Origin of the sequence: Niallia sp. FSL R7-0648, from assembly GCF_038007005.1 — a bacterium.
In the GTDB taxonomy this organism is placed as follows: Bacteria; Bacillota; Bacilli; order Bacillales; family Cytobacillaceae; genus Niallia; species Niallia circulans.
Genome location: NZ_JBBOWE010000001.1, coordinates 207,655 through 234,059 on the forward strand (window position 1 = coordinate 207,655; position 26,405 = coordinate 234,059).

General features: G+C 33.6%; 28 protein-coding genes and 2 pseudogenes. 24 read left to right on the top strand and 6 right to left on the bottom strand.

Features of this window, described 5'->3' with window-relative positions; all coding sequences use genetic code 11:
* Positions 1–140: 140 nt before the first annotated feature.
* Entirely contained in the window at positions 141–290 is a 150-nt protein-coding gene (locus NSQ89_RS01005; protein WP_156485502.1) for a hypothetical protein, read from the bottom strand.
* Between the two features lie 323 nt (positions 291–613).
* Between NSQ89_RS01005 and NSQ89_RS01010 the strand changes: the two genes are divergently transcribed.
* The 4 genes from NSQ89_RS01010 (at position 614) to NSQ89_RS01025 (ending at position 2,718) form a co-directional block, all read left to right on the top strand.
* Positions 614–820, top strand: a complete 207-nt coding sequence (locus NSQ89_RS01010; protein WP_341132090.1) for a hypothetical protein — start codon at positions 614–616, stop codon at positions 818–820.
* A complete protein-coding gene (locus tag NSQ89_RS01015; protein WP_341132091.1) occupies positions 814–1,086 on the top strand; it encodes a hypothetical protein in 273 nt (90 codons plus the stop codon). The genes NSQ89_RS01010 and NSQ89_RS01015 overlap by 7 nt, the downstream gene beginning before the upstream one ends.
* A 411-nt stretch (positions 1,087–1,497) precedes the next feature.
* Positions 1,498–1,992 (top strand): YehS family protein, encoded by a 495-nt coding sequence (locus NSQ89_RS01020; protein ID WP_047941817.1) that lies wholly within the window; start codon positions 1,498–1,500, stop codon positions 1,990–1,992.
* A gap of 18 nt (positions 1,993–2,010) precedes the next feature.
* Positions 2,011–2,718, top strand: coding sequence for a M48 family metallopeptidase (locus NSQ89_RS01025; protein ID WP_047941679.1), 708 nt, complete (start codon positions 2,011–2,013; stop codon positions 2,716–2,718).
* Positions 2,719–3,067: 349 nt separating this feature from the next.
* Here NSQ89_RS01025 and NSQ89_RS01030 read toward each other — a convergent pair whose 3' ends face one another.
* The gene (locus NSQ89_RS01030) at positions 3,068–3,958 is read right to left on the bottom strand and encodes a LysR family transcriptional regulator (protein ID WP_047941678.1); all 891 of its coding nucleotides are present in this window, start codon (positions 3,956–3,958) and stop codon (positions 3,068–3,070) included.
* A 137-nt stretch (positions 3,959–4,095) separates the two neighbouring features.
* Here NSQ89_RS01030 and NSQ89_RS01035 point away from each other — a divergent pair, with 137 nt between their 5' ends.
* Together NSQ89_RS01035 and NSQ89_RS01040 are read left to right on the top strand one after the other, a co-directional pair.
* Complete coding sequence (locus NSQ89_RS01035) at positions 4,096–5,184, top strand: NAD(P)-dependent alcohol dehydrogenase (protein WP_047941677.1); 1,089 nt, start codon at positions 4,096–4,098, stop codon at positions 5,182–5,184.
* Positions 5,185–5,404: 220 nt separating this feature from the next.
* Positions 5,405–5,944: a hypothetical protein gene (locus NSQ89_RS01040; protein ID WP_047941676.1), complete on the top strand. Its 540-nt coding sequence runs from the start codon at positions 5,405–5,407 to the stop codon at positions 5,942–5,944.
* A gap of 27 nt (positions 5,945–5,971) precedes the next feature.
* On the opposite strand, the gene NSQ89_RS01045 is transcribed toward NSQ89_RS01040, so the two are convergent.
* Complete coding sequence (locus NSQ89_RS01045) at positions 5,972–6,553, bottom strand: DUF6944 family repetitive protein (RefSeq protein ID WP_341132092.1); 582 nt, start codon at positions 6,551–6,553, stop codon at positions 5,972–5,974.
* 138 nt (positions 6,554–6,691) lie between these two features.
* A complete protein-coding gene (locus tag NSQ89_RS01050) occupies positions 6,692–6,931 on the bottom strand; it encodes a hypothetical protein (RefSeq protein WP_047941674.1) in 240 nt (79 codons plus the stop codon).
* A 262-nt stretch (positions 6,932–7,193) separates the two neighbouring features.
* On the opposite strand from NSQ89_RS01050, the gene NSQ89_RS01055 reads away from it, so the two are divergent.
* Together NSQ89_RS01055 and opuFB are read left to right on the top strand one after the other, a co-directional pair.
* Positions 7,194–8,153, top strand: a complete 960-nt coding sequence (locus NSQ89_RS01055) for an ABC transporter ATP-binding protein (protein WP_341132093.1) — start codon at positions 7,194–7,196, stop codon at positions 8,151–8,153.
* A 3-nt stretch (positions 8,154–8,156) separates the two neighbouring features.
* Entirely contained in the window at positions 8,157–9,671 is a 1,515-nt protein-coding gene (gene opuFB / locus NSQ89_RS01060; protein WP_341132094.1) for an osmoprotectant update ABC transporter permease/substrate-binding subunit OpuFB, read from the top strand.
* A gap of 64 nt (positions 9,672–9,735) precedes the next feature.
* Here opuFB and NSQ89_RS01065 read toward each other — a convergent pair whose 3' ends face one another.
* Positions 9,736–9,927, bottom strand: coding sequence for a hypothetical protein (locus NSQ89_RS01065; protein ID WP_341132095.1), 192 nt, complete (start codon positions 9,925–9,927; stop codon positions 9,736–9,738).
* A gap of 865 nt (positions 9,928–10,792) precedes the next feature.
* On the opposite strand from NSQ89_RS01065, the gene NSQ89_RS01070 reads away from it, so the two are divergent.
* From NSQ89_RS01070 to NSQ89_RS01080, 3 genes are all read left to right on the top strand, one after another.
* Complete coding sequence (locus NSQ89_RS01070) at positions 10,793–11,251, top strand: hypothetical protein (RefSeq protein ID WP_341132096.1); 459 nt, start codon at positions 10,793–10,795, stop codon at positions 11,249–11,251.
* Positions 11,241–11,375, top strand: a complete 135-nt coding sequence (locus NSQ89_RS01075) for a hypothetical protein (protein WP_341132097.1) — start codon at positions 11,241–11,243, stop codon at positions 11,373–11,375. The genes NSQ89_RS01070 and NSQ89_RS01075 overlap by 11 nt, the downstream gene beginning before the upstream one ends.
* Before the next feature lie 84 nt (positions 11,376–11,459).
* Positions 11,460–12,467, top strand: a complete 1,008-nt coding sequence (locus NSQ89_RS01080) for an IS1595 family transposase (protein WP_341132098.1) — start codon at positions 11,460–11,462, stop codon at positions 12,465–12,467.
* Positions 12,468–12,508: 41 nt separating this feature from the next.
* Here the strand turns inward: NSQ89_RS01080 and NSQ89_RS01085 are convergent, their stop codons facing one another.
* The gene (locus NSQ89_RS01085) at positions 12,509–12,691 is read right to left on the bottom strand and encodes a hypothetical protein (protein WP_341132099.1); all 183 of its coding nucleotides are present in this window, start codon (positions 12,689–12,691) and stop codon (positions 12,509–12,511) included.
* Between the two features lie 413 nt (positions 12,692–13,104).
* On the opposite strand from NSQ89_RS01085, the gene NSQ89_RS01090 reads away from it, so the two are divergent.
* The 13 genes and pseudogenes from NSQ89_RS01090 (at position 13,105) to pstA (ending at position 26,390) form a co-directional block, all read left to right on the top strand.
* Complete coding sequence (locus NSQ89_RS01090) at positions 13,105–13,737, top strand: hypothetical protein (protein WP_341132100.1); 633 nt, start codon at positions 13,105–13,107, stop codon at positions 13,735–13,737.
* A gap of 17 nt (positions 13,738–13,754) precedes the next feature.
* Positions 13,755–15,011 carry a YcaO-like family protein gene (locus tag NSQ89_RS01095; RefSeq protein ID WP_341132101.1) on the top strand — a complete coding sequence of 419 codons (1,257 nt, stop codon included), beginning with the start codon at positions 13,755–13,757 and terminating at the stop codon, positions 15,009–15,011.
* A gap of 14 nt (positions 15,012–15,025) precedes the next feature.
* On the top strand, positions 15,026–15,823 hold the full coding sequence (locus tag NSQ89_RS01100; protein WP_341132102.1) for a SagB family peptide dehydrogenase: 798 nt from the start codon (positions 15,026–15,028) through the stop codon (positions 15,821–15,823).
* Positions 15,824–15,886: 63 nt separating this feature from the next.
* On the top strand, positions 15,887–16,042 hold the full coding sequence (locus tag NSQ89_RS01105; protein WP_341132103.1) for a hypothetical protein: 156 nt from the start codon (positions 15,887–15,889) through the stop codon (positions 16,040–16,042).
* A 117-nt stretch (positions 16,043–16,159) separates the two neighbouring features.
* Positions 16,160–17,755, top strand: coding sequence for an ABC transporter ATP-binding protein (locus tag NSQ89_RS01110; RefSeq protein WP_341132104.1), 1,596 nt, complete (start codon positions 16,160–16,162; stop codon positions 17,753–17,755).
* Positions 17,739–18,755, top strand: a complete 1,017-nt coding sequence (locus NSQ89_RS01115; protein WP_341132105.1) for a BtrH N-terminal domain-containing protein — start codon at positions 17,739–17,741, stop codon at positions 18,753–18,755. The genes NSQ89_RS01110 and NSQ89_RS01115 overlap by 17 nt, the downstream gene beginning before the upstream one ends.
* Positions 18,756–19,141: 386 nt before the next feature.
* Positions 19,142–19,884, top strand: a pseudogene (locus NSQ89_RS01120) (transposase); the annotation flags it as partial.
* 131 nt (positions 19,885–20,015) lie between these two features.
* The gene (gene istA, locus NSQ89_RS01125) at positions 20,016–21,509 is read left to right on the top strand and encodes an IS21 family transposase (protein WP_341132106.1); all 1,494 of its coding nucleotides are present in this window, start codon (positions 20,016–20,018) and stop codon (positions 21,507–21,509) included.
* Between the two features lie 2 nt (positions 21,510–21,511).
* Positions 21,512–22,228 carry an IS21-like element helper ATPase IstB gene (gene istB / locus NSQ89_RS01130; protein WP_341132107.1) on the top strand — a complete coding sequence of 239 codons (717 nt, stop codon included), beginning with the start codon at positions 21,512–21,514 and terminating at the stop codon, positions 22,226–22,228.
* 58 nt (positions 22,229–22,286) lie between these two features.
* Positions 22,287–23,135 (top strand): annotated as a pseudogene (locus tag NSQ89_RS01135) (transposase); the annotation flags it as partial.
* 642 nt (positions 23,136–23,777) lie between these two features.
* A complete protein-coding gene (locus NSQ89_RS01140; protein ID WP_095259177.1) occupies positions 23,778–24,611 on the top strand; it encodes a phosphate ABC transporter substrate-binding protein in 834 nt (277 codons plus the stop codon).
* Between the two features lie 38 nt (positions 24,612–24,649).
* Entirely contained in the window at positions 24,650–25,564 is a 915-nt protein-coding gene (gene pstC / locus NSQ89_RS01145; protein WP_235844567.1) for a phosphate ABC transporter permease subunit PstC, read from the top strand.
* Position 25,565: 1 nt separating this feature from the next.
* Entirely contained in the window at positions 25,566–26,390 is an 825-nt protein-coding gene (pstA, locus tag NSQ89_RS01150) for a phosphate ABC transporter permease PstA (RefSeq protein WP_047941670.1), read from the top strand.
* Positions 26,391–26,405: the final 15 nt, after the last annotated feature.

The window sequence follows — 26,405 nt, forward strand, 5'->3', positions numbered from 1 at the left end:
AAATGAGTAAAAAGTCGGAATAGTAAGAAAAAAGATGGGAAAAAAGCAGTTTACAAGAGATAGTTTTAAGGAGAAGTGGTTAATCTATAATTCCCGATTGCCAAAATGATAATTAGTAAGGTTCATGTTGATAATCTCTTCTATCTCTGTTCTTTTACGCCTGGATAGTTTGCTGAAGATTCCTCATAGATCGTATTATAGCTTTCTTTATCAAAGGCAATCGCTACATGAGGATCTCTTAATCGCTCTGCTTTTCGATCAAAAAATGCACTAAGTTGAATAATAACCATTAAGCCAGGATTGAGTAATATTTGCTTAGTATGGTAATCACTTGTGCTTGTATCATGGTTTTAGCTTATATTGTTTCTATGATTATTTCGCTTAGGATTAAGAAAATATCTGCATATGAACTAATTACAGAATAAAGAAAAACCGTGCAATAAATATAAAGCAATAGGAATTTTATAGGAGTCCTAACTAACCAGCGGGCAATTTAATAACCAGCTCATTATCTTTATTAGAGTGATTAAATATTCTATCTTAAAGTTTAATTAAGATAAAATCCGACTTTTTGGGGAATAGTAATCTTAATGAATGATAAAGGGTGGGCACGATGAAAATAATGAAATATTCCAAGACGCTGTTGATTTTGTCGATGATCGTACCTTGGGTGACGGTACCTTTATTAGGTAAAAATACACTTAAACGATATATAGCTGCAAGCACGTTTATTGCGTTGATGGTGAGATTGACAAATATCGGTGGTGGTGGTATGAAAAAATCCATCCAAGAATACCTGGAGACATTCCGTTTATGTTAGGATCCTTTTTTGTGGGTACCATTTGGATATTAAAATGGACATACGGAAAGTTCTTTACTTATAAGGGGATCAACATGGTTATTGATTCTATATTTACCTATGTTATTGTACCTTACTTAACTAAATTTGGGATAGCATCGTTGGTGCGATTATCCAAAATGCAGATAATGTATGTGTTTACGGTTTTAGCTTTAATCTTATATGCCTTTCAATTTTTATATGAAAAGATTCAGTTTAATAGATGGAAACTAAAACATAAAGAGTAAACGAGTTTAGCAAGACCAAAACATATAATGGTATAGTAAAACGAATAGAAATGGGATTCATTATGAAGGTTGGAATTTATGGATTTCTGTAATCGTTGATCGGTTCTTTTGGATATTTTATTACTGTATTATACGGTGGATATCTAAGTCAGATAATCTCCCTAATTAAATTAAAATTCATTTAGCCCAAGAAGTTGGGTTATTTTTGTTAGAAAGGTTGATTGTTTTAAGGAAAAAGGAAGCAGTATTCATTCCTTTTTTATATGGATATATATTGAATTTATTAGTGGAAGATCCTTTGCGATCTAGAGGTACTATACTTTTTGAGGATAATTATTTATGATTAACTCTAGAACTCTACTGAAGGTAGATGAAAAGTATATAGTTGTTTTGAAAATTGGAGGGAAAATCATGGAGAATAATGATATTTTAATTCGTTTAAGATACGCGTTAGAAATAAAAAATAGTGAAATGGCTGAAATTTTTAAGCTTGGGGGAAAAGAGGTATCTGTCCCTGAAGTAGTAAGAATACTGAAGAAGGCAGATGAAGAGGCAGAAAATGATGATCAAATCAAATTGACGAATAGTATGTTAGATTCCTTTCTAAATGGCTTTATTATTTATAAGAGAGGAAAGCAGGAGCCAAAACCAGGACAATCCAGCGCACCTGAATCATCGATAAAAAACAATACGAGTGTTAATAACATTTTATTAAAGAAAGTTAAAATTGCGCTGTCATTAACGACAGAGGATATGATTGATATATTTAAAAAAGCAGGATTAAATGTGTCTAAAGGGGAATTAGGAGCTTTTTTAAGGAAAGAAGGCCATAAAAACTATAAGGTGTGTTTAGATAATTTCGCTAGAAACTTCTTAAAGGGATTAGCTATTAAATATAGAGGATAAGTAAAGGTAGGTGACGATATGCTGCATACCTACTTAGGTGAAACAATCCGTTATGAAATAAAGTATAAAAATCGTACTTCCATTGGAATAACATTAGATGGATATGGAAACATTGAAATCTTGGCTCCCAAAAAGACATCAGACGATTATGTCCATCAAGTACTGGAGCAAAATTGGAACCAAATTCAAACCAGAATAAAAGAAATGCAGACAAGAATGGCAGGCCCGCAGGAAAAGGTATATGAGAATAAGGAGAGATTTCTTTATTTAGGTAATAGCTATCCTATTGACATTATCCAAGATATAACGGTTGTTCAAGAACAGGTGAAATTCGAAGTGGACAAGCTGTGTATCTATATAAAAGAGTATGATAAGAAACAAATAAAAAAATTATTAAAAAGGTATTATTATCAGCGAAGTAAGTCTTTAGTGGAGGAGAGGGTCTCCTTCTATCAAAGTAACTTTAAAACAAAGCCTCGATCCATAAGGATTACGGATAGCAAAACCAATTGGGGCACCTGTGATTCTAATTTTCAATTAACCTTCAATTGGAGGTTAGCGATGGCTCCACTTGAGGTAATTGATTATGTTGTTGTTCATGAAATGTGTCACATGGTTCATCTTAATCATGATCGCTCTTTTTGGAGACTTGTTGGGAAGTTAATGCCTGACTACAAGGAGAAAGAGAAGTGGCTAGCTTTATCTAATTGGAAAATGACAGTCTAGTTATATGGAGAGAAAACAGAATTTGACTGGAGCATTAATCCAGTCTTTTTTGAATGACGGAGATTGATAACATAAAAGCAATAATTAATTTCTTATACTTTGGCTGATAAGTTATGTGGTTTGGCTGAAAAGAGCTGAAGTTTGGCTGATAAATCCCAAGTTTGGCTGAAAAGAGCCGAAGTTTGGCTGATAAATCTCGAATTTGGCTGAAAAGAGCTGAAGTTTGGCTGATAAATCTCGAATTTGGCTGAAAAGAGCTGAAGTTTGGCTGATAAATCTCGAATTTGGCTGATAAGCCCTCAACTTTGGCTGATATCCTAAAAAATCGTACCTCACTTTTGCCTATGTCTCAGTTCTTTTTATTAATTTCCTTAAACGATTCAATCATATGCTGCCGAAACTGTCTTGCTACATAAGAATAATGTCTATTTTTTAACCAAGCGAAACCAACCATTTGATAACAATGGGGATTCTTTAGACGAATGATTTTACTATTAGTTAGTTGTTTGCCTAAAAAAGAATATTGAGGGTAAAAGGAAATACCTTGTCCTTCGTCAACAAGCTGCAAAACTATCGATAGTTCCGTTCCTTCAAATACAATATTAGGTGTGAAGCCAGCTTGTATACAACATTGTTCAAACATACTTATAGATTCTAATCCTGATTTATAGCCAATAAATCGTTCATTTTTTACATCTTGTAAATCAATTTCATCTAAGTGTGCTAGTCGATGATTTTTTGGAACGATTAAATCCAACCGTTCTTTTAAGACAGGCAGCCATTCTATATCCGGCCCTGTTATGGGTGTATTGGAAACACATAATTCAATTTCTCCCCGCATTAACCGTTCCTTTGCAATAAAATCAGGTAATATCGATTGTTGAATCCGTACATTTGGTCTTCTTTCATAGAAACGTTTGAATATAGAAGGAAGAATGGTGGAACTCATGACACTAACCGATACTTGATCTTCCTCTATTTCAGCCATTTCTTGAATTGTTTCATGGGCATCTTCTAAGATTCTTAGAGCGTGTTCTACTTCTTTCGCATAAAACTTCCCATAATTATTCAACCGAATATTCTTCCCATTTCTATTGAATAAAGGAACACCTAAATCCTCTTCTAATCTAGCGATTGTTTTGCTTAGTGATGATTGTGAAATATCTAATTGAAGTGCTGCTTGAGACATATGCTCAGTCTTGGCAACAGTGAGAAAGTAGTGTAACTGTAATAATTGCATACGAACCCCTCTTATGAATCATAATAAATATACATATTCCTTTGCTTCTATTGTATCTATTTTCGGAAAGGATTACGATAAAAACGAATTCACAAATCTGTCACATTTAAATTAAACATATATAAGGAGTAGGTCATATGAAGATTAAAGCAGCCGTTACCCCAGGGCAAGGTGAAGATTTTCTTTTAGAAGAAGTAGAATTAGCTGCCCCAAAAGCAAATGAAGTATTAGTGAAAATTGTTGCAACTGGTGTATGTCATACAGATGCAGTTGCTCGTGATGCAGCAATTGCTCCACTACCTGCAGTACTTGGACATGAAGGAGCAGGGATTATTGAAGAAGTTGGTTCAGGCGTTACACGTCTAGCAAAAGGGGATCATGTTGTATTATCCTTTGCACATTGTGGACATTGTGAAAATTGTTTAACAGGTCATCCAACTGTTTGTGAAACATTTAATGACTTGAACTTTGGCGGTGCTCATGATGATCATACTCATCGCTTATCTAAAGATGGGAAACCACTTTCCACTTTCTTTGGTCAATCTTCCTTTGGTACATTCGCAATTGCTCATGAGCGTAACATTGTTAAAGTGGATAAAGAGGTAGATTTAGCACTTTTAGGACCTTTAGGTTGTGGAATCCAAACAGGAGCAGGTACTGTTTTAAATAAAATCAAGCCTGAATTTGGAGCTACTATTGCTATATATGGTGCAGGTGCCGTTGGCTTAAGTGCTATTATGGCTGCTAAAATAGTTGGCTGTAAAACAATCATTGCTGTTGATATTCATGATTCACGGTTAGAGCTTGCCAAAGAACTTGGTGCAACACATACATTCAACGGAACAAAAGTAGATGTTGTTAAAGAAATTAAGGAATTAACAAAGGGCGGAACAAAATATGCAGTCGATACAACTGGCTTTCCTCCAGTAGTTCGTCAATGCTTACAAGCACTGCGTCCATTAGGTGTGGCAGCAGTAGTAGGAGTTACACCTGAAATGAATATTGATGTCCATAATGATATAATGGCAGAAGGAAAAACAATGATGGGTGTCATTGAAGGGGACTCTGTACCAAATGTTTTTATCCCACAGCTAGTAGAATACTACAAAAACGGTCAATTCCCATTTGACAAATTAGTTAAATTCTATGACTTTAATCAAATTAATGAGGCTTTCGAAGCTTCTAAAAACGGAGAAGCGATTAAACCAATACTACGAATAAGTTAATAATTTAAAAATAGGAAAAGTGGCGTTAAATAGATCTATATCGACTATTGGACGCCACTTCTCTGTTCATTTATTTAAATCATTACCTCCAGCAATAAGGCCCTCAGAAACTTTCTTTTTTTATCCGACTATCTTCCTGAAAAAATTGGTGAAGGGAACTTTTTACTTTAATTATTCGTAATCCTTTTTGACTTAATAAAATATATTAGGAGGAGAATTTTTGAATTTTGTTGCCTGGATGATTGTTGCTAGTGAAATAGGCTTTTGGATTGTGATTATTTTAGGATTACTAATTAGATATGTTTTTAAAAGAGAGAAATTAGGCTTTTTCTTTTTAGCGCTAACACCAGTAATTGATTTGCTTTTATTGATTACAACAAGTTTGGATATGTATCGAGGAGCTACCGCAACCACTGCACATGCCATTGCAGCTGTTTATATTGGCGTTTCGATTGCATTTGGAAAAGACATGATTAAATGGGCGGATGAGAGATTCCGGTATTACGTTGCAAAACAAGGAGCTAAACCTATTTCATTGTTTGGGATGGCATATGCTAAGCATTACTTGAAAAGTTGGGGGAAACATGTGTTAGCTTATGCTATTGGGGCAGGGATATTACTAGGCTTAATTTTTTTCATCAAGGATACTGCTCGCACAGAAGCACTAGACGGTGTACTAAAATTATGGACAGTAGTATTAGGCATTGACCTGATTATTGCGATTTCAAATTTTATATGGCCAAAAAAGAAAAAGGATTAGAGGAAGAATTTTTCTTCCTCCATTATTTTATTCATTAATATTCAGGGCAATCTCTTCTAATTCTTCTTTAACTTGGCCAATAAGGGAAATAGCTGATCCGATGGCTTGAATCCAGTTGCCTAATACACCGATATTTTGTTGGTTAAGGTTACTTATTCCATGTAATTGTTCTGTTCCCCTTAGTGCCTGCAAAGAATTTCCAATCCCCTGAAGCAAACCACCAATTATATTTTCGATTCTTCCATTTGCTGTATGATCAAAAAATTCATCTGTAAGCCCGACAAAGCTGCCTAATGCTTGAAGCCAATTGCCTGTAATAATTAGTTTCTGCTCTGTTGGGGTGTTGCTCCATTTATAAAGAAGCAAGCCGGTTATAACCGTTGAATTTCCAATTGCCTGAATTTCATCTCCTAGTTTTTCTAATGAAATAGTCCCTTGTCCGTCAGCTTGTAATGCGCTGCCTGTTCCTTGTAATATATTGCCAAATAAACGAAGCTGATAATTTGTTTCTCTAGACAAGTGGAAAGAGGGGGTAATTCCGATAGCTGCTTGGATAGTACCAATCGTATTGATAGCTGATCCGAATATTTCTTTAAAATGACCATTCATTCCATATCAACCGCCCATTCCTTTACAATAACTAACATATTCAAAAATGTTTTAAATGGGATAAAAACGAGCTGGATATAATAAAAACAACTTGGAATAAAGTTTCCAAGTTGTTTTTTCAAACAGAAAATAATCCTTTTATTTGCTACCGAAGCTTCCAGAAAATTGCTTTACTACTGCTTGGATTTCCTCTAATCTTTCTGGTTTTATTAGACTGATCATTTTAGGCAGAAACTGTTCTATATCATTTTGGGAAAAAGTACCCTCGTCTTGTTTTCGGAAGTTATCCATTAGTATAGCCTTTGCTTCTTCTTCTTTACCCTCTTGTACTCGCTGTAAGATAAAAGCTAAAAACTTTTCTTGCCCTTGCTTGTCCATTTCGTTGTCCTCCTAATAGTATTTATCTTTGTTTATTATAAACGTAAAAGCTGTTCTCTAAAATATGAATTTCAATATAAATGAGGATAAGTAGATCAACCAATGAGATTCTAGCCAAGCTATTCTTTTTTTGGATGGACTACTTCGTGTTATTATTAGTCCTAAATATGGGTAGATATGGTTATAGAATAAGCTTCTATCTGTTAGTGAAAGAGGCGGGGTATGAGTAGTCCTACAATTTAAATAAGGAGAACTAAATGCAATGATAAAATTTGAAAATGTATCAAAAAGATACACTGATGGAACAGCAGCAGTTGATTCGGTTGAATTAGAAATTAAGCAAGGGGAATTTTTTGTTATTATCGGACCAAGTGGTTGTGGGAAAACAACGACATTAAAGATGATTAATCGTTTAATTCCTCTTTCAGATGGCACCATTTATATAAAGGGGAAAAAAATAAGCGAGTATGATATTCATGAATTACGGTGGAATATTGGCTATGTGCTCCAACAAATTGCTTTGTTTCCCCATATGACTATTGAAGAGAATATCGCAATAGTTCCTGAATTAAAACAGTGGGAAAGAGACAGAATTAAACAACGAACCGACGAGCTTTTAGAAATGGTTGGTCTCGATCACCAAACATACGCCAATCGAAAGCCTAGTGAGCTATCAGGAGGAGAACAGCAAAGAGTTGGGGTTATTCGTGCTCTTGCGGCAGATCCAGAGATTCTATTAATGGATGAACCCTTTAGTGCCTTGGATCCGCTTAGCCGTGAAAAGTTACAAGATGATATGTTGGACTTAAAGAAAAATCTAAAAAAAACGACTGTATTTGTTACACATGATATGCAAGAAGCTTTAAAACTAGCAGATAGAATTTGCATTATGAAAAAAGGGAGGGTTGTTCAGATTGGCACCCCTCAAGAACTTATTACGAATCCTGCTAATGATTTTGTGAAGAACTTTGTTGGAAATACACATGATAGCTGGAGCAATGATTTTCAACTGGAGAACTTATTAGAGCCAATTATGGAAGAAGAGGATATGCAAAAAAGTCAAGTGAGTGCACCAATTACTGCTACTATGCAAGAGATAGTAGATTTGCTAGTGGAGTATGAACAAGTAATAATCGAACGAGATGGAACGCCTATTGGATTGGTTAATCGCAGGTCAATAATGAAATATGTATCTTCTAGTCTACTTCAGAAAGGGGTGTAAGGAATGAAGGAGCTGACACAAGTATTTCAAGACAGAAAGTCCGAATTAGCGAGCGCGTTGTTTGAGCATATTCAAATATCCTTTATTGCGCTCTTTTTTGCAGTCATCATTGCTATTCCACTAGGAATTTATATTACTAGACATAGGAAGGTGGCCGAAGGGATAGTAGGAATCACATCTGTTATTCAAACAATCCCTTCTTTGGCATTATTAGGTATTTTGATTCCATTATTCGGAATTGGCAGAGTGCCGGCAATCATTGCTTTAGTTGCATATGCTTTGCTGCCAATTTTAAGAAATACATATACAGGAATTAAAGAAGTAGATCCGTCCTTAATTGAAGCGGCTCGAGCGATGGGGATGAATACAAGAAGAAGATTATTCAAGGTAGAAATTCCTCTTGCGATGCCAGTTATTATGGCAGGGATTCGGACAGCCATGGTGTTAATTGTAGGAACAGCCACTCTTGCTGCTTTAATTGGAGCTGGAGGTCTTGGCGATATTATTCTATTAGGTATTGATCGCAATAACACAAATCTAATTCTTCTAGGGGCGATTCCAGCAGCATTGCTTGCTCTTCTGTTTGACTACTTATTGAAAAAATTTGAGCAGCTATCCTATAAAAAAGCCTTTATTTCTGTTGGAGTGATTGCACTTTTATCGCTTTTAATAATTCTCATGCCATTAATAGGGCAGAAGGAGAAAGAGATTGTTATTGGGGGCAAATTAGGGTCTGAGCCAGAAGTTCTCATTAATATGTATAAAATACTTATTGAAGAAAAAACAGATCTACAAGTAGAACTGAAGCCGGGGTTAGGAAAAACCTCTTTCGTGTTTCAAGCATTGCAAACAGGAAGCATTGATCTTTATCCAGAATTTACAGGGACAGCCATTTCCGAATTTCTAAAGGAAACAGCTACTAGTACAAATCGGGAGGAAGTATATCGACAAGCAAGGGATGGTATGTTAAAAAAATATCAAATGATAATGTTAGAGCCGATGCAGTATAATAACACCTATGCATTAGCAGCTTCCAAGAGTCTTGCAGACCAATTCCAACTAGAATCAATTTCTGATCTGAAAGGGATAGAAGAGCAAATACAGGCAGGTTTTACATTGGAATTTTCAGATCGAGAAGATGGGTATCAAGGGATTCAGCATCTTTATGAACTTACCCTTCCTAATCTTGTAACAATGGAGCCTAAATTACGTTATGTAGCAGTTGAATCAGGTGAAATTAACTTAGTCGATGCATACTCCACAGATAGTGAGTTGCAGCAATATCAACTGAAGGTACTGGAAGATGACCAAAATCTTTTTCCACCATACCAAGGGGCACCATTATTGAAAGAAGAAACAGTCGAGGAACATCCTGAGATAGTTGCTGCTTTAAATCAATTAGCTGGAAAAATAACAGATGATGAAATGAGGGCAATGAATTATCAAGTAAATATAGAAGGAAAAAGTCCGAGTGAGGTTGCCCAAGGGTTTTTAGAAAAAGCGGGTTTACTTCATTAGGGAATCACTGATTGTCGTTTCTTAGTAAGAGGGTTGAGAACCCTCTTACTGCTATGACTTTGTACTATAGGAAGGATTTGTTTCGTAATAAATTTTTCTTAGACCTATCAAACACAACAAAAGTAATCAGTATTCCGAATAGTAAAAAAATAGCAGAGCATAGAATATAGATAAAACGAATCTCAAATATTTCAGCGGTTAAGCCGATTCCAGCAGTGAATAATATAATCGAAGTAGCCTCTAATATCCCTAACACACTTGAAAATCTCCCCATGATTTCTACTGGTACATTATTTTGGTAGAAAGTATAAAAACCGGTATTGGCAAATGATAACGCGAATGTTAATAAAAAGAAACCAAATGAGGCGCAAAGAAACTGGTTGGAAAAAGCGAAGATTAGATAGCCAATTGGTGTAAATTACGCCCCAAAACCTATCAAACTATTTTATGATGCTAACACCTATATATATGACTAATTAATAAGCAAAAATAAAGATCTATCCTCTAAAAAGGAGTAAATGAGGATAAAGAAGGAATGTTCCAGAACATTATACTCAAATAAAGAAGATGAAATGGAATATCTTATGAAATACATGATATAAAGGAGTTTGAACGAAAAGAAGCAGAAATTCTTTGTCTGATAATTGAAAACTAAATGCAATCGTGTTCAAAAGTAAATATGAAAATGCTGTTTGGTTGGAGCAAGAAGTAGAGGAAGTGCCTGTAAAAAACTATTTTTAGACTTTGAAGCAATGAATTTAAAAGATATTAAAGAACGAGTTTTAAAAACTACAACGAAGAAAGTAAATAGATAACGAGGGTAATCAGAGATGATGTACATAGATGTTTCAGCGACTTGTAGTGTTTGGCTTAGTTATCTAATATAGATTATAATTCAGTGGAAATTATAGGATTAATAATATTTAGTGAAAAATTTATATCTAAGTTTAAAGAAAAATATGGAAAAGATATTAGATAGGTTGATTTCTAAATTGGTGATATTTCAAGATAAGTATATCCTGGAGGTTACTTGTAATAAATGGTAAAAAATAGAATATATTTCTATTTTTTTGTTGAAAAAGTCTTATAATTATTATAAAATAATTGTTGTTAGGAGATGATTGACAATTTCGAATATAATAATATCTATTCTTTCATATCTTCTGGTAACTATAATTCATGAATTGGGTCATGCATTTTTTGTTAGAATCTATGGTGGTGAGATAAAAGGATTAGGATTTGGTGAGGGAGAAGTTCTTATAAAAGTTAAGAAATTTTTCGTTAAAAGAAAACTAATATTAATGGGAAGAATAGAATGGAAACTACCAATTAATCTAACTTCATACAAGTATATTCTAATATATTTAGGGGGAATCATCTTTAATATTATAACTGGTACGCTTGTTTGGATATTTGGTAACGTAGAATATGCAGATTATTATCGTAACTTTATAATTTTTTCTTATCTAGTATCTTTTTGTTCATTAGTTCCATTTAAATATAGTCCTAATACTGATAGTGATGGGCTAAAAGTTCTCAATATATTTATAGATAAAAGGAGTAAATTGAATGATAGATAATAAACAATTATTATTGAAGAATGATATTTTTTTTAAATACTTTGAGGAACAAGAAGAACTTATTGTTTCAACCATTGATAAAGAATTTAGCATGTCAGGAAGTCAGCAAAAGATGTTTATTTAGTTAGGCTGTTTTCGTATAGATTGTGGCTTTCTTGACCATACTGTTAAAGGGTTGATATAATAGGGTTTAAGGAGGCGTTCAAGTATGTGGGAAGATGTTTATGAAGAGTTCAGCGAATTAACCAAATCAGAGCAGATGGCGTTATTCAATGCTATGAAACAAGACTTGTTTCCTGACGAACCAGATAAAATTACCAAACTACTCAAAAGCATTCGTGAGGCTCGATTTGCTTCTGGTTTGGGTTGTGTTCATTGCGGAAGCACATCGGTAAAACGTAACGGTAAGTATCGTTCCAGACAACGCTATCTATGTAATGATTGTGGAAAGTCCTTCAACGATATGACAAACACACCGTTTTCAGGCTCTCGCTACCCAGAAAAATGGGTGAAATACATTGAACTAATGGTGGAAGGCTATACTTTGCCAAAAATCGCTGAACGCTTGAAAATTCATATATCAACCGCATTCTATTGGAGACATAAAATCTTGAACGCATTAGGTAGTCTTGGCTTTAATCAATTGCAAGGTATCATTGAGAGTGACGAAACCTTCTTTCGTGAGTCTATGAAAGGTAGCGAAATTACCCACAGAAAACCCAAGAAGCGTGGAGAAAAAGACGAGAAAAGAGGTATTTCTAACCTTAAAATCGCCGTTGTCGTTGCACAAGACCGCAATGGTAGTGTAATTGCTCGAAAGGCTGGAACAGGTCGTGTTAAAGCCGAAGAAATTGATACTGTGATAGGTGAGTATATTCACCCGTCTGCTTTGTTATGTACAGATACCGCAACAAATTATAAAAAGTTTGCCAAGATAAAGGGATTACAGCACGAAACGGTCAATGAGCGACAAAAACAGCGTGTGAAGAAGGGCATATACCATATTCAGCACGTTAATAACTTCCATAGTCGCTTAAAGACTTGGATGGAGCGTTTTCAAGGAGTTGCAACAAAATATCTTGATAACTACCTCTATTGGTTTCGATGGCTTGAACTTGGTAAGAACATAGCATTTGAAAATCGGGTTGAGCAAATGCTTATTTCAGCGTGTCAAAAATCGAACTATACTACTGTCAATTCTTTAAGGGCAATTTAGTAAGGAATAAAAAAGAGGATAGCGAATGCTACCCATCTTGTTTAAATTGCTTTTCTATTTCTCTTTGTATATCTGTATATACGCTCACAACCAATTAACACTAAAACAGCCATTACGACACCATTAAATATCATCTTGAAGGTGTAGAGTGCTTCTAAGTTGTTTACCACCACCGCAGACATTATCAGAGCAAGAACAACGAAGTTTATCGCCTTATTATTCATATGTGTTTCACCTCCTGTAAGTTAATTGCAAATATCGCTACCATTACCCATTAAAGATTATTGCTACTGCTGACACTATCAAAACAAGAGAAACGAGGTATAAAATTTTCTTACCCATATATGTTTCACCTCTTATCAGTTAATCTATCTTCTATTTCTAATTTATCATATTCAATTCTTTATACAATTACTATTTTATTCCTTCTATAATCTAATTATATCACAATATTTATTTTTGTCTTAATAAGCAACAAAGTTTACGAAAACAGCCTTTAGTTATTAATTCTTGTGACGGTAAAAGCACAGTTGAAGAAATTAGTAGAGGAACAGGTCTTTCTTTAGAATATATAGAACAAATTACTAACTTCTTAAAAGAGAAAAACATACTAAATAATAATATTTTAAAAAAATCTATGAATGATAGTCTTGAAAATCTTATACTTATTACTAAAAATGCTAGTGATATTAATAATGAAATAAATAGAATTAAGAAGACAAAAATCGGAGTAATTGGGGAAGAAAAATTAGTATCAACACTAACCAAAGATCTAGAGTGTATATTCGAAATGGTTGATATTGATGAATTGATAAATATAGGAAACGATATTGATCTTCTAGTAGTATTCAATAATTATGAAAATATTCATCTGCTAAAATTAGTTAATGAAATAGCACATGAAACTAATTTAAAGTATCTTAGAGTAAACCTCAATAAAGAGATATTGGAAGTAGGACCTTTATTTATTCCACATAAAACATCCTGTTACAACTGCTTCATAAATAGAACGATATCTAATCTTAACCATCCTGAGATTTATTTGAATTTTATAAACAATCTAGGTGCATTTGAAAGCCAAATCAAAAACTACCCAGATCTTCAATCCTTATCTAGTTCCATAATAAAAAACTATATAGTTAATTACTTTATTAATAATTCTTATAGTGAATTATTATTAGGAAAAGAAATATCTATTAATCTTTTTGACTTTGAGAAAAGTACTTCTGTAATAATGAAAGTACCAAACTGTAAATTCTGTGATATCTAATCAAAAAGGAGAATGGTATGGATTTTGAAAAATTAAATAATACAATTATTAACAATAAAAAAGGTTTAATCAGTTCTGTAATAAAAATGACAAATATTATTGGAAGTATACCTCTCCATGCTTATATGGTTCATGGTAAACCAGTAATAAATGATAGACTGGAAATAATTGTAGATAGTAGATTTGGAGGTTATGGTTATAGTTTTAATTCTCAAGACTCAGCAATGAGAAAAGCTATTGGAGAGTTCATAGAACGATACTGCTCGACAGTTATTAATACAAAGGTTATAAAAGGATCATATACCAGGTTGTCTGAATTATGTTTAGACCCTGTGAGTATAACAAGGGTTTCTAAAGAAAAAAACTTCAATTACTCTTCAAAATGTAATAGGGATACATTGTTTTATTGGGTTGAAGGTTTTAATGAGGTAAATAAAGAAAGTACTTGGATTCCAAGTGATTTAGTATACTTACTTCCTAGTAAGAATAATAAGTCTATTAGAGATATAATTTCAACAGGGTTAGCAACTGGAAATACTTTATTACAAGCAAAGTCTAGTGGATTATTAGAATGTATTGAAAGAGATGCTTTTACAATTATGTGGCAAAAGAAGCTATCCATGCCAAAAATAAATCTTAATTCAATTCAAGATGAGGATACGAAAAAAATAATTAAGCTAATAGAAGAATTAGACTTAGAGATTGAAATTATTGAAATCTCTAATGATCTTAAAGTCCCTACCTATCTATCGTTAATAAAAAATAGTGCTCCTCCATTTCTTTCTGTTGGTGCAAAAAGCCACTTTGAACCATTAACTGCATTGAAAGGATCATTGGAAGAAGCAGCTGCAACTTTTAATTCAAATGTTAATAAATATCTGAATGGATTTAATAAAGATTTAATAGTTGGCTCATTTACAGAAATGGACGAACATGCTGAGTATTATGCTTTTAATAATTTTAATAATGAAATTGGCTTTTTAACCAATGGAATAAATATTGATTTTAATCCGAATATTAGTGAATTTATCAATAATTATGATGAATTGGTAAATAAATTAAAAAGTGAAGGCATAGAAGTTTATACGGTCGATTTAACAACTATAGATGTAGCAAGTGTTAATCTTTATGTTGTAAGAACAATAGTTCCTAAATTAGCTTTCTTAGAATTGAATATTCCCATGAATGAATGCGAAAGACTTAACAATGTGCCAAGAAAGCTAGGATATACAATAGATAACTATAATAATGAATTACCACATCCATTTCCATAGAAGGTGAGTTTAAATTGAAAAATTTAAGTCAATATGGTGAATTGGCAAAATTATTTCACCTAAATACAAAAAATATAATTATTGAAAGTTCAACTCATTTATCGAATTATGAAAAATTTCCTCAAAAAAAGAAAGTTTTTACTAAAGAAAGAATAAAATTATCTTCTTCCTATGAAAATAATTCATTATATGATTCCTTAAACAACCGAAAGTCATATAAATTATTAGATTATCGAATACCTATAGATTTATATGAATTATCAGAATTGTTAGTACTTTCATATTGTGGAAGAAACACAAATGATCCTAAGTCTTCTAATTTTATTAAATCGGTTCCATCTGCAGGTGGAAGATATCCTTTAAGTTTATTTATCTTTGCTTTTAATATCATAGGAATAGAGCAAGGAATATATTATTGGGATCCTTTTGAAACTTGTATAGGTCTAGTCAAAAGAGGTGATTTTAGAGATCATTTATCAAATGCCATTAGCAATGTAAATAAAAATGATATTGAAAAGTGTTCATTTGCAATAGTAATCACTGCTAATATTGATCAAACAATAAGTAAATATGGAAATAGAGGGTATCGTCATATTTGTATGGATGTAGGGTATGTTTCTCAAAATTTATATCTAATGTCGAGTTATTTAAAAATCGCAACTCGGGCAGTAGCTGGATTTTATGATGATAAACTGGCAAATCTATTATGCAATATGAGTTCTGATGAACCTATGTTAGTTCACCTTTTTGGAAAAGAATTAACTCCAGTTCATCAGCAGTTGAATTTAAGTTCTTCTGATTTTATAAATTAATTAAACTTAAATCGTGCTAACCTTATTTTAATTAGGGACAAGTACTTGAGGGGAGGTGAAACAATGGAAAGTTCCAAAAATAATAATACTTCATCATCATTTGATATTAACGTATTAGAAAAAAGTGAAACAATAACAACATTTGCCAATGAAAACGAAGGTAGCGGCGGAGGGAATGCCTGCTGTTGCGTCGGGTGTGTAAGTTGCACTAATGGTTAAACACTAATGAATGAAGATATGTCAAATTTATAAATTTGACATATCTTCATGAAAGGTAATGATATTATGTATTCGTTTCTAAAATCATATTATATACGACAAAAAGGTAAAATAATTTTGTATATATTAATGGTAGTATCTAGCTCGATTGTGACTGCACTCATTCCATATTTTTTTAGTAATATAATAGATTATACGATGGGGAAAAATTCCATTCAAGATAAAATACTAATATATTGTCTATTGATTGGTTTTATATTTATATTAATGAGTGGCTTTAATGTAATATTAGAAAACAGTATAATTAACACAAATAATAATAATTTAAGAATTGATATAATTAATAGAGTCCAAAAATACTATATAGATGATTTTGAAAAGAATAAAGGGACTATAATTCAAGTTATAACCAATGATATTCCATCGTGTATTAACTTACTAAGTATAATTATTAATGTACTAGTTCAAATTATTTCCTTTGCTATCATATATTATATAATGTTTAACATTAATCACCAAATTAGTTTGTTACTACTTATATTTATTCCAATTTATTTCCTCATATTTAATATATTTTCAAAAAGAATAGAAATAGTCAATAAAGGTTACCTAGAAGAACGTGATAATCTTATTGATAACACTTCCAATATAATGACAAATTTAAGAATTTTAAAGAATACTAAAGCACTGAATAATTTTATTAAAGCTTATACTTTAAATACGAATAAAATTTTTTATTGGTTTAAGAAAATAGGTTATCTTGATTTTTATATAAAAACTATTTTTATGGTAATCCAGGTAGCTATAATAATATATGTTGTGATATTTGGAAGAATGTTAATAGCTGAAGGTAGTTTGAGCGTTGGGAATTACGTAGCAGTTGTAATGTATGTATTTAATTTCTTTGGACCATTACAAAGTATAATTTCATTAGGAGTTAAATTTAAGTCATCACTTGTCTCTGTAAAAAGGGTATACAATTTGTTTAATATTGAACTTGAGAAAGAACTTAGAAATTTAGAATATAATGATCAAATCAAAGATTCTTATGAAACTATTATTGTAAAAGGATTTAGGAATCCATTTATAAAGGAAGATGTTGACATTTTTAGTATGGATAGGAATGGTAACTCTTTTATTTTAATGAAAGGTAACTTAAATGTTATTTTAGGATCTAATGGTAGCGGTAAGACAACATTCCTAAACACACTGAACAAATTATATAATCCTAAGCCTTCAACAATTTTTATTGATGGAGAGGATATTTGTAATATTCCGCTAAACAAATTAAGGTCTGAAGTTGGTATAGTTTTTCAGAAGTCTGAGTTTTTTTCATATAATATAGAAGATTATACTAAAGCTATTATTGAAAATTTAAGTACTGTAGATGAAAAAATAATAAGGTTTATAAATGAAAAATTAAATAATTTAAAACATACAGAAAATGTTCAACACCTTTCTGGAGGACAAAAACAACTATTAGCATTTTTATTTGAATTATCTAGAAATGCTCAAGTAATAATTATAGATGAAGGATTTAGTAATATGGATTCAGCTACTATAAAAGATTGTTTGGATATTTTATATGAGATTAAGGATAATAGGTTGGTGATTTTTGTTACTCATGATATTTCATTATTAAATTACGAGGGAATAAAATTTGTTGAGTTTGAATCTAATATTGGAGTGAAGTTACATGAAGTTGTTAGATAACTATTCAGTAAAAAAAGGATTACATTGCGCTTCTACGTCTTTATCAGAAATTATGAATTTTAATGGCGCACAATTATCAGAGGGAATGGTGCTTGCCTTATCTAATGGTTTAGACTTTATATATTTAAATCAATATTACGAAAATCAATGCAGACTTGTTTTTACTCGTTCTCCTATGCTAGAAAACGATTTTTTCAATACTATCGGTGTTAATTTTAAATGGAATAATGGTACACCTAATTTTGATCAAGTAAAAAAAGCAATAGATCAAAATCTACCAATTTTATTTCTTACTGATCCTTCGTTGCTACCCTTTTTTAAAACAAAAATTCCTAGTGCTGCGTTACATACAATTACAGTAATAGGTTATGATGAAGGAGGAAGTGTATACGTATCAGACAGTATTAGTTCTGAAATTTTAGAATGTAGTTTTGATGAGTTGTTAAGCTCAATTAATGTGCAAAAACCCCCTTTCTATATAGAGAATTTATGGGCTATTGTTCCAAAAATTAATTTTATAGAGGATTTAAATAATAAGTTGCTTTTAGGAATGAAAAAGAATGCAATAAACATGTTAAACAGCAATAAATCAAGAGGTGTTATGGCTATAAAGAGATTATCTAAAGAAGTAACTGATTGGAAAAACTTAATTAACTATGAAGGTCTATGTAGGCATGTATATGCTTCTATTGAATTAATTGGGACAGGAGGAAGTGGATTTAGAAAAATATATTTAAGTTTTTTAAATGAGGTTATGGAACATCTACCAAATTTTAAGACAGATACATTAATTGAAAAATGTGTAGAATTAATTTCATTGTATAAAAAGTTGGCAAGGTTATTTTATCTAGAATCTATAAAAAAGGAAAAGACATATATAATTAGAATACAAGAAGTGTTAAATAATATATATGTTATTGAAACCTTTTTCTGGAAAACGATGCTGCATGAAGTTGGTAACCAGGAAAATAAATTTAAAAAGGTACTCTATAGTAAATAAGTGCAATTGGACAAATTGAGTAGGAGGGGGGACACAGCCTCCGAACAGATCTTATCTTTCTCACTTATCCTCGATGGTGTCTACTTGTATTCAGGCTACTCAGTATTTTTTTTAAATTATTACCTTATTGAAAAACACCAATCTTTTAGCAAAGAGAAAAAGCGAAATACAAAAAAGTAAAAAATAGTAAGTTATACCAGTTTAAATAAAATAATTTAGTGAAAAAAAGATGGGGCTGGGACAAAACCCTCCTCTAAGACGAAAAAAACGGTGAAATTTTACGACAAGTAAAATTTCACTGTTTTGCTTATTTACAATAAAAAATAAGGACAACTTCTGATAAAATTAAGTTACCACACAAAATCTAATCAGAAAGAAGTGTCCTTATGTTTAAAGATTATACCATGAATCAAATCGTTTACCTTTAGATTTAGAAGTAAAGTTACAAAATAATGATATTGCCTTCCATGTCCATCATTTAGTGGAAAGTATCCCTCAAGAAGCGTTTGAGCCATTTCTTCGAAATGAAGGTTGTCCTGCCTATCATCCACGCATGATGCTTAAAATTATTCTATGTGCCTACACTCAATCTGTCTTTTCGGGGCGTAAAATGGAGGCCCTATTAAAAGACAGTATCCGTATGATGTGGTTAGCTCAAGGGTATGAACCAAGCTATCGTACAATTAACCGATTTCGTGTTCAACCAGAAGTGAAAGATTTAATCCGTCAATGTTTCATCCAATTTCGCTGCCAATTGATTGAAGAGAAACTGATCGATCAAGAAGCGATATTTATCGATGGTACAAAGATTGAAGCGAATGCGAATAAATTTACGTTTGTCTGGAAGAAAGCGATTGAGAAATTTCATCAGCGTTTAATTGATAAGTCAAACCAGTTGTACAATGAGTTGCTTGAGAACGAAATCATACCCCAAATTGAACGGGAAAGTGATGAACAGCTATCATTTGGAGAGCTCACTCAAATGGTTCAAAAAGTAGACGAAGTAGTGACCGAATATGATAAACAAATAGAAGCATCTTCAGACGTTACCGAACGAAAAGCCTTACGAAGTGAACGAAAATACCCGAAACAAGTGCGTAAACAGTTGATTGATTTTATCCTAAGAAAACTGGTTATGGCATTATAAAAATGTACCTTTCGGACATTAATTTGTGCATGAAAAAACCACTTGCCAACATCATCCAATAAAAGTAAACTCCTCGTTGGACCAACAACGTTTGACAGGAGGATACATAGGAGATGTTACAAGTGGTAGAAATCAATTATATCAGACATGAAGTAAACCAAAAAGGGAAAAGTTATGCCGAGGTGGCTCGTCAAGTACAGCACGATGAACGGACAGTAAAAAAATATGCGGATCAAGAAGAATTCCCCCAAAAACACAAACAAACACGTCCCTCGCCTATCTTGGATCCAGTAAAGCATATTATTGATGGGTGGATTCGTGAGGATTTAAAGCTAAAAAAGAAGTTTCAACGTACTGCACAACGTATGTATAACCAACTAATCGAAGAGCATGATTTTCAAGGTGGGGACCGTACAGTAAGACGTTATGTTTCAGCCCGGAGAAAGGAATTAGCGAAAGAAGCAGAGGGTGCCTCTTTACCGCTGCAAACGATTCCTGGAACAGCACAAGTAGATTTCGGAAAAGCACCATTTAAATATTTAAATGAAATGATCGAACTACCGTTTCTCGTTATGTCATTTCCAGATGCCAATACCTTTTATTTTCAAGTGTTTCCTTCGGAAAATACCGAGTGTCTTCTAGAAGGATTACAACGCATTTTTCAACATATGAAGAGCGTACCGAAAACGATTCGCTTTGATAATCTATCGCCCGCTGTAAAGAAAATTCATGCCCGTGGTGAAAGAGAATTAACAGATATGTTCGAGCGATTCGTGCTGCACTTCGGTTTTGAATATGAATTCTGTAATCCAGCAAAGGGAAACGAAAAAGGACATGTAGAAAATATGGTGAAATATGTCCGGAATAATTTCTTATTGCCGGCTAATACAATTGTAGACTTGGAAGAGTTTAATCAAACTCTATGGGAAAAGGCAGAAAGAAATCGTCAACGGAAGCATTACCTAAAGCAAGAGTCGTTAGAATCCTTACACGAATTAACATGTGCAGCTCATATTTTACTGCCCGAAAAAATATTTAACTGCGCTCGTATTGTCACTGCAAAGGCTGATAAAAGTGGAATTGTACATATAGATAATAAATTGTATTCGACATCGCCACGATTTGCACAGAAGAAAGTGGTCGTCGAAGTGACATTTAATGAAGTACGTATTCTAAGTGAAACTCATGAATGTATTGTCACTCATTCTCGACTTTATGGCAGCAAGGCCAAATCAATGGTTTGGCAACCTTATCTAAAACTACTTTCTCAAAGGCCACGCGCAATTAAATATTCAGGTATTTATGATCATTTACCTGATGAGTGGAACCTGTATTTAAAAGCGTGTACAGAGGAAGAACAGAAGTCTGCTTTCTCTCTCCTATCGGAGTTAATGAAAACTAATAACCTAGATAAAATTACAGAAGCTTTACAGATAGCTCAAAAGACAGGTCATCCAAAAGCAGAGCATATTCAACAAGCTTTTAACGCACTTATCTTTGATGACAACGATTATCAAAATATAACACCAGCCATCACATTACCTGAAATGCCCGAAATCACACGTGGTGCAGATCGTTATAATGACTTCTTTAAAACGGAGGTGTGATCATGAGCGAATCGATTCAAGAATACGCAAAACGGCTAAAATTAAGCTATTTGCGAATGCATTGTGATGATCTGTCCGAAGAACAGATTGCATTCCTAAAACAGCTTTTTGAAAAAGAAATTGAACAACGCGAACAAACTCGGATTAATTTACTCTTGAAACAAGCACATCTACCGCAAGGTGGAAATGAAACGTTTGACTGGCAGCATGTTCAAATACCTAAAAGTATTTCAAAAGAGAGTATCTACGAGGGGCTATTCATTAAGGAAAAGGAAAATTTAATTTTATATGGTGGTGTGGGTGCAGGAAAAACATATTTAAGTAAACTGATTTCTTTAAATGCCATAACTAGATTTGGCCATAAAGTCCGGTTTTACACGGTTGCAGGTCTAGTGAATCAGTTAGTGGATGCCAATCAAAAGGGCCAACTAGCCAGGTTGTTGGGGCAAATTGAGAAATTAGATTTATTAGTACTCGATGAAATGGGTTATATTCCGTTAGGAAAAGAAGGAGCCGAACTGTTATTCCAAGTAATTTCGATGTGTTATGAGCGAAAAAGCATCATTATTACAACGAATCTTCAATTTGGCCAATGGAACCATGTATTTGGCAATCAAATTTTAACAGAAGCGGTTATTGATCGTCTTATTCACCATTCTCATCTGGTGATATTCACTGGTGAAAGTTATCGATATCGCAATTCTAGTATGCGAGATTAAATGAAAATAATGATGTTGGCAGTGGTTACAAAAGTAATGACCGTTTCTTGCATTTTTTGATTGCCAAATCCAAAAACGGAAGTACCAACAGGATTTTAACATCTTTGGACCACGTAATAGCTATTCTAAAACAGATCTAGATGCAACATTTATGCGAATGAAAGATGATTATATGAAAAACGGGCAATTGAAAGCTGGTTACAATGTACAAATCGCAACGGAAGGTCAATATGCGCTTGCTTATAGTCTATTTCCAAACCCAACAGATACACGTACGTTAATTCCATTTTTAGATGAGATTGAGCAACATTATTTCGAGTTACCGAAACATATAGTTGCAGATGCAGGTTATGGTAGTGAACAAAACTTTAGTGATATTCTCTCAAACAGAAACCGAGAAGCATTGATAACATATAACATGTTTTTGAAGGAACAAAAGAAAAAATACAAACAAAATACACTTAATCCTGATAACTGGGAATATGATCAAGAAACCGATACATATACGTGCCCTAATCAGAAACGTTTAGAATTTCAATATCATTCTGTCCGAACGGACGCTACAGGTTTCCAAAGGAGTTTCAAAATCTACGAGTGCGAAGACTGTTCAGGATGCCCGTTCCGTTCATTATGTACCAAGGCTAAAGAAGGCAACAATCGAAAACTAATGGTGAACGAAAAATGGGAACAGCAAAAAGAATATGTGAGAGCGAAGCTTTCAGAAGAGAAAACGAGTGTTATCTATCGAAAATGCAAAATCGATGTGGAACCAGTTTTTGGATTCTTGAAGGCTAATTTGCGTTTCACTCGATTTTCTGTACGAGGAAAATCGAAGGTAGCAAACGAAATGGATCTCGCATTAATGGCAGTGAATTTAAGAAAATTCACTGCCAGACTTCTAAGGTAATAGAAGAATTTATACCTAAAAATAAAGAAAGTGGCTGGGATAAAACAAAATATATTATGGATAAAGACGAACAATCTCTAATTTTAGTGGTGAACCCAATTCGTTTCATTTCACTCCGTTTTTAAAGATTATTTAGTTTTTAAGTAAACTAAAATTACTAGGAAAAACGGAGCAGCCTGAATACACGTAGACTCCTATGGGAGCTGCGAGAAAGTCCAAGACCCCGCAGGCACGAGGAGGCTTGGCGCTCGCCCCATGGAAAGCGAAGTGTATTCAGGCTGCGGGTGATCACCACAAACCTTCTTTCTTAAAATTAATTAAACCCCGAACAATTATACGAATTTTTTTTAGTGTATATAAATAATTGTTCGGGTTTATATTTGATTGAAATACTTATGTCCCACCCTCTTTCTCATTATTTGAAGCTAGTTATGTCCCAGCCTCATCTTTTTTGGGAATGTATTTTTCGTCATTTTCCGCTTCTAGTAATTTATTTTTACAAAAAATAACATTAGATAGATTGCTTTTAACGTTATTTACAAAACCTTTACATTCAGTCAATAGAATATTTACACTGGAGATTTATCATACTATTAGACAAGAAATGACATAAATAGTTGCTATTCTTTTTGGAGGTAAATCATGGTCATTATAAAAAAACTAAAAATAGTACTCTCGTTACTGTCTATACTCCTTTTATTATCAGCATGTTCAAGTAATGAAGAAACCGAACTATCAACAAATGACAGTAATCCAATATCGATTTCAGGATCTACTTCCGTTGGACCACTTGCTGAGAAATTAGCAGCAAAATATCATGAACACGATCAAACTAAAATTGAAATAAATCAAATTGGATCTTCCGCAGGAATTACAAATGCGATGAGTGGCGTTTCTGAAATTGGAATGTCTTCACGAGATTTAAAAGATGAAGAAAAAGGAAAATTAAAAGAAGTAGTTATTGCTTATGATGGAATAGTAGTTGTAACACATCCTAGCAATAAAGTGAAAGAATTGTCATTAGAACAAGTAAAGCAAATATTCACAGGAAAAGTGACAAACTGGAGTCAGCTTGGCGGCGATGATATGGAGATTGTGGTTGTTTCCCGTGAGGATGGCTCTGGTTCACGTGATGCTTTCCAAGAAATTGTAGGCTATAGCTCAGGTGAATTAATTAGAAACTCTATCATTGCCAGCGGAAATGGAAATATTAAAACAACAGTTGCAAATAATAAACATGCTGTTGGCTTCATTTCTTTTGAGTATATTGACGATGCTATCTCGACTATCGACATTGATGGCGTTGCTGCTACTGCTGAAAATGTATTAGAGCAAAAATATAAGTTAGCACGGCCATTTTTGTTTGTCTATAAAGATGGGAGTTTAACTGCAAATGGGCAGAAGTTCATCGATTTTATTCTAAGTGATGAAGGGCAAAAAATTGCAGCAGAGGCAGGAGCAATTCCTATTAAGTAATACCAAAATCTTTAGAAGTAATCTTGGAGGAAAATAGAGTGTCTATTCAAACAACCGAAAAGCAAGCCTCAGCAATGGGCAAAGCAAATAAGAGGAAATATATGTTTGAGAAGGTTTCGGCAAGGGTTTTCTTGTTTTGTGCCCTTCTTTCCGTAATCAGCTTAGTATTAATTATTGGGTTTGTTTTCTATAAAGGGGCCCACCCTTTTATTGCAGAAGGATTTAGTTTTTTTGATTTTCTTTTTGGAGTCGACTGGGTGCCTAGTGAAGGAAAATTCGGGATATGGCCCATGATTGTCGCATCTCTGTATGCAACCATAGGAGCACTTATTATTGGAGTTCCCATCGGATTATTCACAGCCATCTTCTTGGCGGAAATAGCATCAAAGCCAATAGCTAAAATTGTTTCACCAGCCATTCAGCTTTTAGCTGGTATTCCATCAGTTTTATATGGTGTTTTTGGCCTAGCAATTATCGTACCTTTTTTACAAAATACATTAGGGTTAGTAAAGGGACAAAGTTTATTAGCGGTTATTTTAGTATTAGCAATTATGATGCTGCCAACGATTGTAACAGTCGCGGAGACAGCGATTCGCGCTGTGCCAAGAACATACCGGGAAGGATCCCTTGCGCTTGGTGTATCAGAAATTGGAACGATCTTTAAGGTTGTTGTCCCCGCAGCGAAGTCAGGTATTATGACAGCCATTGTATTGGGCTTAGGTCGAGCGATCGGTGAGACAATGGCGGTTATTCTCGTTGCTGGTAACAGTTTGATTGTGCCAGCAAGCTTAACAGATAGTATACGCCCACTGACAACAAACATTGCATTGGAAATGGGCTATGCAGCGGGGACACATCAAGAAATGTTATTTGCAACTGGGATTGTATTATTCTCGTTTATATTAATTTTGAATTTTGTTTTAGCGAAAATTAGTGCGAAGGGTGGCAAATAAGATGAGACAAATGAAAGATAACTTGTTACGCGGACTTCTTTGGCTTTCTGCTTTCTTGTCTGTTGCTGTCCTTGTTATGATTGTTGGATATATCTTTTATAAAGGAGCGCACTTAATCAGCTTCGATTTTATTTTTGGCGACTATTCTCCAAGTGGCGGCGGTGGAATTTGGCCGATGATTGTTACAACGATTTACACGATTGTCATTTCCTTGCTGATTGCCACACCAATAGGAATATTAGCAGCCGTTTATTTACAAGAGTATGCGAAACAAGGCCGATTGGTAAAAATAATTCGCTTTGCAACAGAAAGTTTAACAGGTATTCCCTCGATTATTTATGGTTTATTTGGGGCAGTATTCTTTGTAACCACCTTGAAATTAGGAATGTCTATTTTAGCGGCATCTTTGACATTAACGATTATCGTACTGCCAGTTATTATCCGAACAACTGAGGAATCTTTAAAGACAGTTCCGCCTACTTATCGTGAAGGGTCATTAGCCCTTGGCACAACAAGATTGCAAACATTGTATAAAGTTATTTTACCAAGTGCGATGCCAGGGATTTTATCAGGAATTATCTTATCTATCGGAAGAATAGTTGGGGAGTCAGCAGCTATTTTCTTAACGGCAGGAACAGTTGCTGCCATGCCAGAGGGCCTGTTGTCCTCCGCTCGTACGCTAACGGTTCATTCCTTCTTAGTAACACAAGAGTCTGGAGATATTGAATTAGCCGCAGCAGTTGGTATTGTGCTAATCGTCATTATTCTTGCTATAAACCTTATCGCAACATTTATATCGAAAAAGCTAAACAAAGCAGACTACTAATTTTTAAAGGGGTAT